Genomic DNA, 600 nt, shown 5'->3' with positions numbered 1-600 from the left:
CCTCACCGCCCACCCCGGGCTGCGCGGCGTCCTCCTGGAGCGCCCGCACGCCGTCGAGGCCGCCCGCCGCACCATGGCGGAGGCGGGCTGCGCCGACCGCTGCACCTACCGGGTCGGCGACTTCGCCGACGTCCCCGCCGGGGGCGACGTCTACCTGCTCTCCCGGGTGCTGCACGACTGGGACGACGACCGCTGCCGTGCCATCCTGCGCCACTGCGAGCGCGCGATGCCCGCGCACGCGGACCTGCTCATCGTCGAACGCCTGCTGCCCGCCGACGGATCCGCCTCCCTGGCGACCGCCTGGGACGTCCACATGATGTGCAACGTCGGCGGCCGCGAGCGCCGCGCCGACCACTACGCGGACCTCCTCGCCGCCGCCGGCCTCGACCTCCTCGCCCACACCCCCCTCCCGCTCGACGCCGCCCTCCTCCACGCCCGCAGGCCCGCCCGCCCGTAACACCCTCGGGACGTCGGGCGACGTCGGGCAGACGGGCGCCGGCCCGCACCACGCGGTGCAGGCCGGCGTCCGCCCGAACGGGCGGCATGGGCGGAAAGGCGTTCCCGCCGGTGGCGGCGATGATGTGCGGCGTGATCCTGCCA

1 protein-coding gene is annotated in these 600 nt (G+C 77.0%); it reads left to right on the top strand.

Annotated features, from left to right (window positions below; all coding sequences use genetic code 11):
* Positions 1-457, top strand: a 457-nt coding sequence (locus VR45_RS40260; RefSeq protein WP_045944938.1) for a methyltransferase, incomplete at its 5' end; no start/stop codon positions are given.
* Between the last annotated feature and the right edge of the window lie 143 nt (positions 458-600).

The organism is Streptomyces sp. NRRL S-495 (assembly GCF_000966955.1).
GTDB lineage: Bacteria > Actinomycetota > Actinomycetes > Streptomycetales > Streptomycetaceae > Kitasatospora > Kitasatospora purpeofusca.
This window is presented reverse-complemented; position numbering and strand designations above follow the sequence as displayed.